The 7578-nt window shown below is 44.2% G+C and carries 8 protein-coding genes and 1 pseudogene; 5 read left to right on the top strand and 4 right to left on the bottom strand.

Annotated elements, in window-relative coordinates; genetic code table 11:
- Positions 1–97: 97 nt before the first annotated feature.
- On the bottom strand, positions 98–646 hold the full coding sequence (locus UF06_RS05900) for a phospholipase D family protein (protein ID WP_045569621.1): 549 nt from the start codon (positions 644–646) through the stop codon (positions 98–100).
- Between the two features lie 385 nt (positions 647–1031).
- Here UF06_RS05900 and UF06_RS05895 point away from each other — a divergent pair, with 385 nt between their 5' ends.
- The 5 genes from UF06_RS05895 (at position 1032) to UF06_RS05875 (ending at position 4989) form a co-directional block, all read left to right on the top strand.
- On the top strand, positions 1032–2159 hold the full coding sequence (locus UF06_RS05895; protein WP_045569620.1) for an ISAs1-like element IS1358 family transposase: 1128 nt from the start codon (positions 1032–1034) through the stop codon (positions 2157–2159).
- Positions 2160–2189: 30 nt separating this feature from the next.
- A complete protein-coding gene (locus tag UF06_RS05890) occupies positions 2190–3425 on the top strand; it encodes a tyrosine-type recombinase/integrase (protein ID WP_045569619.1) in 1236 nt (411 codons plus the stop codon).
- A gap of 102 nt (positions 3426–3527) precedes the next feature.
- Positions 3528–3911 (top strand): hypothetical protein, encoded by a 384-nt coding sequence (locus UF06_RS05885; RefSeq protein ID WP_045569618.1) that lies wholly within the window; start codon positions 3528–3530, stop codon positions 3909–3911.
- Between the two features lie 44 nt (positions 3912–3955).
- A complete protein-coding gene (locus tag UF06_RS05880; protein ID WP_045569617.1) occupies positions 3956–4456 on the top strand; it encodes a hypothetical protein in 501 nt (166 codons plus the stop codon).
- A 101-nt stretch (positions 4457–4557) separates the two neighbouring features.
- The gene (locus UF06_RS05875; RefSeq protein WP_045569616.1) at positions 4558–4989 is read left to right on the top strand and encodes a DUF2787 domain-containing protein; all 432 of its coding nucleotides are present in this window, start codon (positions 4558–4560) and stop codon (positions 4987–4989) included.
- A gap of 584 nt (positions 4990–5573) precedes the next feature.
- On the opposite strand, the gene UF06_RS28165 is transcribed toward UF06_RS05875, so the two are convergent.
- From UF06_RS28165 to UF06_RS23775, 3 genes and pseudogenes are all read right to left on the bottom strand, one after another.
- Positions 5574–5699 (bottom strand): hypothetical protein, encoded by a 126-nt coding sequence (locus UF06_RS28165; protein ID WP_255212448.1) that lies wholly within the window; start codon positions 5697–5699, stop codon positions 5574–5576.
- Positions 5700–6094: 395 nt separating this feature from the next.
- Positions 6095–6910: a WYL domain-containing protein gene (locus UF06_RS05870; protein ID WP_242401990.1), complete on the bottom strand. Its 816-nt coding sequence runs from the start codon at positions 6908–6910 to the stop codon at positions 6095–6097.
- A 542-nt stretch (positions 6911–7452) separates the two neighbouring features.
- Positions 7453–7578, bottom strand: a pseudogene (locus tag UF06_RS23775) (IS3 family transposase); the annotation flags it as partial.

The following is a 7578-nucleotide window of genomic DNA, read 5'->3' as shown; positions in this document are numbered from 1 at the left end:
GTTCGAACAGGGTTCGCCATTCTTGGTTAGTGCGTCGTTTGGCCATTTCAAATCTCCTTTGGGTTGGAGGTTTGATCTTATTATTCGGGCTAGACGATTAGAATGCGGGGTTTATGATGCGCTTACTTTGTGAGCGGTACTGCTCAGCGAACATCACAGCTTTTCTAAGTTGAGTTAATGTCAGCTCTCTAAATTCAATGGCTTCGTAAATTTCATCAATGAGATTGTCCAAGTGGTCACTGTGTGGGGTTAGTACCCCCCATTCGTGATTGTGGTGCAATCCGTTTTTAGTGAAGTTTGCCGATGTGATGATAGCTTGATGCTCATGGTTTTTGGTAAGGGCATAAATTTTTCCATGAAGGCTATTATCGATGTGAACTTTTGCCTTTACCTTTGGGTATTTGGCATTGAAGTATTCGAGGAAGTCTAATAGTTGTTTTGGCTTTGTTAACTGCTCGGGATCATTGGCTTTGAATGTCGTTACCAGTTCAATGTTCTTGACTGCATTGAAATGAAAGCCATCTAAAAAACTTGTCACATCAGAAGCTAAGAACGGTGATGTAATGAGGAGTCTATCGCCCCCTTGATCAATTAACCTTTGCAGATCTTGGTGATGGGAGCCAGTGATATTCGATAATATATACATATTTTTCTAGCCTTGAATGACGTGTCGATATCTCATCATATTTGGCTGTGCTTGGTAGTGCATCAATATCGTCCTATGACTGTTCAGTTTTGTTAACTAGAGTGGTTTTGTACCTAAAGCCATTATTAATCAAGGGTATACCCGTAACTAAAGACCTCTGAAATTTATATTACTGAAGTGTGGGAATATAAATTAACGGAGGTCTAAATGAGCAGGGAAACTGCATGAAGGTCGTTGATATATAAGGGCTGCGGTGATGCTTAGAATGAGTTGCCAATGCTTCATTAATCTCAGTTTTTAGATGTAACCCGATGAAATTTAAGATCACCTTGAAGATCATTTCTGTTGTTTTGTAATAGCTCCTAGACAATATAGGAGCCTAAATATGAGCGAGTTAATCAACCCATTTATGCATTTCCAAATCATTAAAGACTATCGACAAGAAAGCAAAGTAGAACACAAATTATCAGACATTATTTTGCTGACAATTTGTGGTGTTTTGTCGGGTCACGATGGCTGGGATGGCATTATCGATTTTGGTCATGCTCGCTTAGATTTCCTTAAACGATATGGTCACTTTGAAGCTGGAATTCCTTCTGCGGATACGCTGTCTCGTGTGATGGGTATGATTAATCCTGTCGCTTTGCAAAGAAGCTTCATTGCCTGGATGAAGGACTGCCATACACTGACGGATGGTGAAGTTATTGCCATCGACGGTAAAACATTACGCGGCTCTTATGACCGCTCGAAAGGCAAAGGAACGATCCATATGGTGAACGCTTTTGCTACAGCAAATGGAATGAGCATTGGGCAACTGAAGGTTGATTCTAAGAGTAACGAGATTACCGCGATCCCCAAGCTACTTGACTTGCTAGATGTAAAAGGCTGCTTGATTACGATTGATGCCATGGGCTGCCAAAAGAAAATAGCGCAGAAAATCCTTGATAAAGAAGCGGATTATTTATTGGCGGTCAAAGGCAATCAGGGAATGCTTGAGCAAGCCTTTGATGATTATTTTCGAATGGACATGCTTCAAGACTTCGACGGTAGTTCTTATAGTACTCAAGAAAAAAGTCACGGAAGAATAGAAACGAGAGTGGCTTTAGTGAATCGCGATTTGTCGGTTTTGGGTGATATTGAACATGAATGGCCTGGGCTTAAATCAATGGGCATCGTGGCTTCAATTCGACAAGAATCGGCAGTCGCCACAGAGCAAGATGTGAGAATTCGTTACTACATATGCTCTAAAGAATTGGAAGCTCAAACGTTACTTGAAGCGACTCGTTCTCACTGGGGTGTAGAGGTCATGCATTGGTCACTTGATACCGCATTTTGTGAGGACAATTCGCGTATTAGAGCGGACGATCGAGCAGAGGCTTTTGCAAGGATCAGGCAGATATGTTTGAACCTATTAAAGAGCGAAACCACGTTTAAAGGTGGTATCAAACGTAAACGGATGAACTGCGCAATGGACGAAAAGTACCTCAGTAAGGTTCTTGAAAGCCTTACGTGACGGTGATGTTCATGCGGTTTCCGTGTCTAAATGAGTAAATCACAGCGACTCACCACCACTTTCCTCAACAACCTTACCCCTAACCCTTCAAACGCCCAATCCACAGATTACGAAGTCAATTTATCAGCTATGAAAGACTCTGGTTTACCTACTGGTGTTCGCTGCTTAGTGGGTAAGTCTGGCGGGAAACGCTTCCTTCTACGCTATACCAGTCCGGTAACAGGTAAAAAGGCAAGCATTGGTCTTGGTAAGCACCCTGAAACTGACCTCGCCATATTACGCAAGACAGCCAAAGAGTATCGCCAGCAAATTATTGAAGGTATTGATCCAAAGCTTGAGCGTGATAATCAAACTGCTGAAAAGACAATGACTCTAGAACGGTTCTTTGATGAAGTTTACCTGCCACTGGCTAAACAGAAACGCAGTTGGAAGGACGACGCAGCGCGATTTCGTTTAGCAAAATCGATACATCATATCTCGATTCATGACCTAACCGCCGCCGATATCATCAAAGTCCAAATGGAGATGCAGAATGCCGTTACGATTAAAGGCAAGCCTTATGCTCCTGCTTCGATAAACCGTGTTCTAGCCCTGCTCAAAACGATCAATCGTCAAGCATACAAGTTGATGGACGCTCCGCTCATTGCTGACAAGGTGAGCTTGTTGAAAGAAGATAACGTGCGCACTGGTTACTTGTCCGAATCACAGCTAAAGGAGTTCATAGGTCACGCTCTGAACCATGAAGATAAGAGCATTGGTGCGTACTTAGTTCTGCTGTTTTTGACTGGCGCGAGGGATAAAGAACTTCGTTTGCGCTTGAAATCCGATGTGAATTGGGAGGAGAAATCTCTCACTATCCCGCATACGAAAAATGGTAGTAGCCACGTTATTTATCTGAGCGATTACATGCTTGAGATTTTGAGGTCGGTGCCTCATGTGGCGAATAACCCGTATCTCTTTCCTGGACGCAAAAAGGGTAAACCAGTAGGGCAACCTAGGCATGCTTTCAAGGCTATCAAAGCCAAGATGGGACTGCCCGACATACCCGGAGATAAAGCGAATCTAACCCTGCACAGTGCTCGCCATACGGTTGGAAGTTTGTTAGCTAGTCAAGGAGTCTCGTTACACGACATAGCCAAGCAGTTGAATCACGCTGACCTGTCATCAACAAGGCGCTACTCAAAATTGACTGTAGGACGTCGGAGGGAGATTGGCTCTCGTTTGTCGGATATGTTGACTGCGAAGCCAGAGATATGTTGGGAATGAAGAAGTTAGGTTTAACCAGTTAATTTAGAAATGACATTAGAAAAGCCCCTGTTTAGCTCATCGCTAAACAGGGGCTTTTTCATTATTAGAAGGAAATTCACGATGAAAACAGTAAACAAGTTTGAAGACATTCAATCATTGCCAATGCCGGATGGTGTGAAAGCAAAACTGCTAGAGCACCTGATAGAGCCATTCGGTGATGAAGAAAGCACAAAAACGTTTTGGGATGAGGTCGGTACGACCTTGTACTTGATTGAGGAGTCCGATACCGACGAAACCTTGAGTGAAGAATCTGAGGAAGACCAACACTTCCTTCGCTTTGTTACTAATTACCCAGAATGGGTGCTGTTATTAAACGATGAGGACTGTCCTTGGCTTATAGCGGTCGCCATAGTGACCATGCAAGGTGGTGGTGTTTACTGCTGCGCTCCAATGAACAGTCCAACGTTCCCTGTCGCCAAGTTAGCTGATCAAGCTGAATCTTAAAACCAAACTAAACCTGAACAATTCCATCTTAAAGGAGGTGTCCTATGGCACGTAAATCAAACCAACAACAAGAAACTGTTCAACCTGAAATCTTAGAGGGCAATGAACAAGTAACAGTCGTGGAAGAGTTACCAGTTGACCATTTCACTTATATCGTGCGTGAGGGCAAAGCTAAAAAGCTATCACCGAAAACAGAGAACCATGTGTTCTATGAAATCGCCATTCACGGTGAAGAAAACGAGCTCTATATCCGCATGTCGGGTAATGAAGGTGGAGGTCTGCACAGCAAGGAATGGATCCCGCTTAAAGATATCACTGCTGTGTTAGATGTGCAGGGTGATAAGCCGTTCAAGAGCTCTGTGATGAAGTGTGTCTTTTCCGGGCAGTCAGCGAACAACGCTGGTTTTATGGCAGCTTGTTGCAGGGGGCTTGGTCTTATCATCCAGTCGGATAAATCGGTGTTTCTCCACGTTCTAGCACCAGACTACGAGCAACGTCGTGATGAGTTGCTGTCTCTCGTGGACGCTGAAACCAAAGCGAAATAACCCCAAAACCACATTACCCCTTACCATCCAAGCCAACTCTGGCTTTCATACTGAGCACTTAGCAAGAGTGCTTCCCTGACAAACTAAAAAGAGAATTTATTATGAACTTAACTTTTGACGTTGAGCGATTACTGCTGCCTGTCAGTGTCGATCTTCAAGATACTTTAAACCGAGTGATCAGCGAATCAAGTAAATGGACACCCATGATCCAATCGGTAGTGATCAACTTCCGAGATTCATCTTACAGTTCGGAAAACGGCGGTTGGCACCCTGTTGAAATCAGGCTTGTTCGCCTCTACGACCAGTGGATCTTTGATTACATCACTGACTTTGCGTATTGCGGTGGTCCTTATCCCGAACTGGTGAAAGAGGTGGACTTTAACTTCTCATCTGGAACAGCCAGCTTTTCCTATGTTCCGGAGCTGCCGATAACAAGTAGTGAGGTAATGGAGTTCTACTCGATGTGGGAATCCAACCTTCTCAGCTACGTCGAAATGGGCGTGTTCGATGAAATAAAAGTCACTGTGGATTAGTCCATCGGCAACAAACCAAGTAGAAAGCACCATGTATGTACCATAAAATAGTCGACTCACTTCCTAGTGACACTAAGGCTTCCCATTGCTCCATGTTAATTATGGCGTGATGGGAAGCCTTTTTCATTGGGGCAAGTTTTAGCAACGTTTACCCAATCCGTTGCCTTCGGGATTCAGAGGGGATGAAGTTGCTGGATTACAATGAACGGTGGAAACACCAAGGAAGGGAGTCTTAATTTTAACGAGTTTGGTTGGTTTACACTGGTGTTTTGTTATTAAAAGCTCCCATTGCTATGTCGAAGCAATGGGAGCTAATGTTTAGGTTTTGCTATGGCGCGTAACGTATAGGGGTATTGAGAACGAGTTTCCATGAGATTTTCCATAGTCATCTGTTCTAATTACAGCGCCAAGAGCGCACCTTAATCTTATGTTTACAGGTCGGCGCGAAAACTTGGTCATTTTCAACGTTGCCATGCGCTGTAAGCGGTAATCCACGATTCCCACACATTGGCTCTAAAACCGTTGGTTTAAAAAAGGAACTTGTCACCGGGATCTATAGTGACAAGTTCAATTCATGGCTCTGTTTATCCAGTCATCATACCCAGTAGATAGCCAACGGCGGTGAAGCTTAACAAGTTGGCGATATCAACTAGGTAAAAATACGGACTGGACTGAGTGATTTGGAGCAGAGTTCGTGCATCAGACATCATGGTAATACCCCTTTAATAGCAACCTCCTAGCGGAGTTATTTATTAGTTAGTCTCAACCCGACCAAAAACTGCATCATTTTGAGTTTTCCCTTGCGCGGTATCGGTTTGAGGATTCGCCAAGTCAACTCTTTTCCTTATCGCACATAGGTAAGCTCAAAATCGGTACATAGTGGCAAATTCATAGGTAGGACGATTTGTAGCGGCGCAGTGAAACGACATTATGTCGGGGCTCTTTGTTGTCTTGGAGCTGTGCTTCTAGAGAGAACGCTAGGGCCTTATTTATTAACGTGGCAACGTGATGAAACGATACTCATGTACAGCAAATAAAGCATTTGGATCATCATGATCTAATTACTCCGCAAGCTGATCGGATTTGGTTGTTCGGAACGTGGCAGCTACTTGTAACGATCCAAAGTAGCGTGGAGATCGCGTATCAGTTCAAGCTTAAGGCTGACAGGGGAAAGCACCTCGACTTGAGGTATCCAAGACTTCAACAAAGGCAAGATATCGCTCAATCTTGATACTCGACTGCTAACCAACAAACTACCGTCACTCAGTTCTTTCAATAGCTGCTGGTGAGGGAGAATCGTTCCTTCAAGAAAGCGCGGGGCAACGTCCCTATCAACCTGTACAAGTACTTCAGCATTATCGGGAGTTAACCACTCCATGCCTTGTCTGTGTATCTCCTCGTGGACTTTTTGACTGGGTTTGTATTTATCTTCCCGTAGGTGAATCTGTGAAATATTCCTCAATCGGTACGAATGTAGCTGGTCACAGTAGGTTGCGGCGAGATACCAGATGCCCCTGTCATTGACCAGCCGATAACAGTGGACAGATTCAAACGGTTTTTCATTGTAGTTAAGGTCAATGACCACTTGAGCAGCGATGACTTCGGTCAGTTGCTTAAACAGTGCATTGAATTTGTCAGTTCGTTCAGAGCGTGGGTTCTTAAACAGAACAGGTGCGTGACCATTGAGCTTGTAGTGTTTAGGCAATAGCTCGGACAAACCAATATCGTACAGCACTTTATTGATGTTTAAATTGCCCTGACTTCGAATGATCGGATCTAACCGATAACCCTCATTGGTGCGGATAATCGGAGCGTTGACGAGCCTTTCATTAAAATCACGTCTCAGGGTTTTCTCGCTTACCTGATAGTCCGCTACCAACTGCTCAGGGGGGAGCACTTCTCCCATAAACAATCTCGTCAATATGTCACCTAGCCTTAAAGCTAGCTTTTCACTCTTATCGCTCATGCTACTAGCGTACGGTTTCCGCCGGACAGGTTGAGGGCAAAACATTTTTAAATGTTTCAAACCGTCGCGCACTGAGATTTGGCATAGCTTTCATTGGATAAGGTAGGGCAATGACGATGACTATTTTCACACTCATTCTGCGGTCTTGGACACATCCTGTCCGAGCGCAGTGGGATACTACACAACGTAGATTTACTACAACGTCAATTAAAGGAAGCAAGCAATGCAAGTGACATTCATTAAGCCACTTATGGTATCAGGTTATTCATGCCGCTCTTTAGGTTGTCCCGGTTGGGTCAGTAAGGGCGGATCATGTGATACATGTGGCGCAATGGATTACAGCTAAGAAGGAGTATTCGTTATGGGCAACTGGACAGAAGACCAAGGTGACTATGATGATGGTACAGAAGACTCTGGCTTCAGTCAGGACTTCGACATGGAGAAGTGGACCCCAATGGTTGGACGCATAAGCTCATTTCTTAAGTGGTTGACCCAGCTCATGCTGCGTATCTTTGCCTACCGAAGTAGGCCTCATCAGGAGTGAGGTTATTGAGTCCTTGATGGTTACGCTCTTCATTATAAAACACCATGTAGTTGCCGATTTCAAGCTCGGCTTCACGGGG

The organism is Vibrio sp. S234-5 (genome assembly GCF_000960595.1).
Lineage (GTDB): Bacteria > Pseudomonadota > Gammaproteobacteria > Enterobacterales > Vibrionaceae > Vibrio.
Note: the sequence above shows the minus strand (reverse complement) of the source record. Positions and strands in the feature narration are given on the sequence as shown.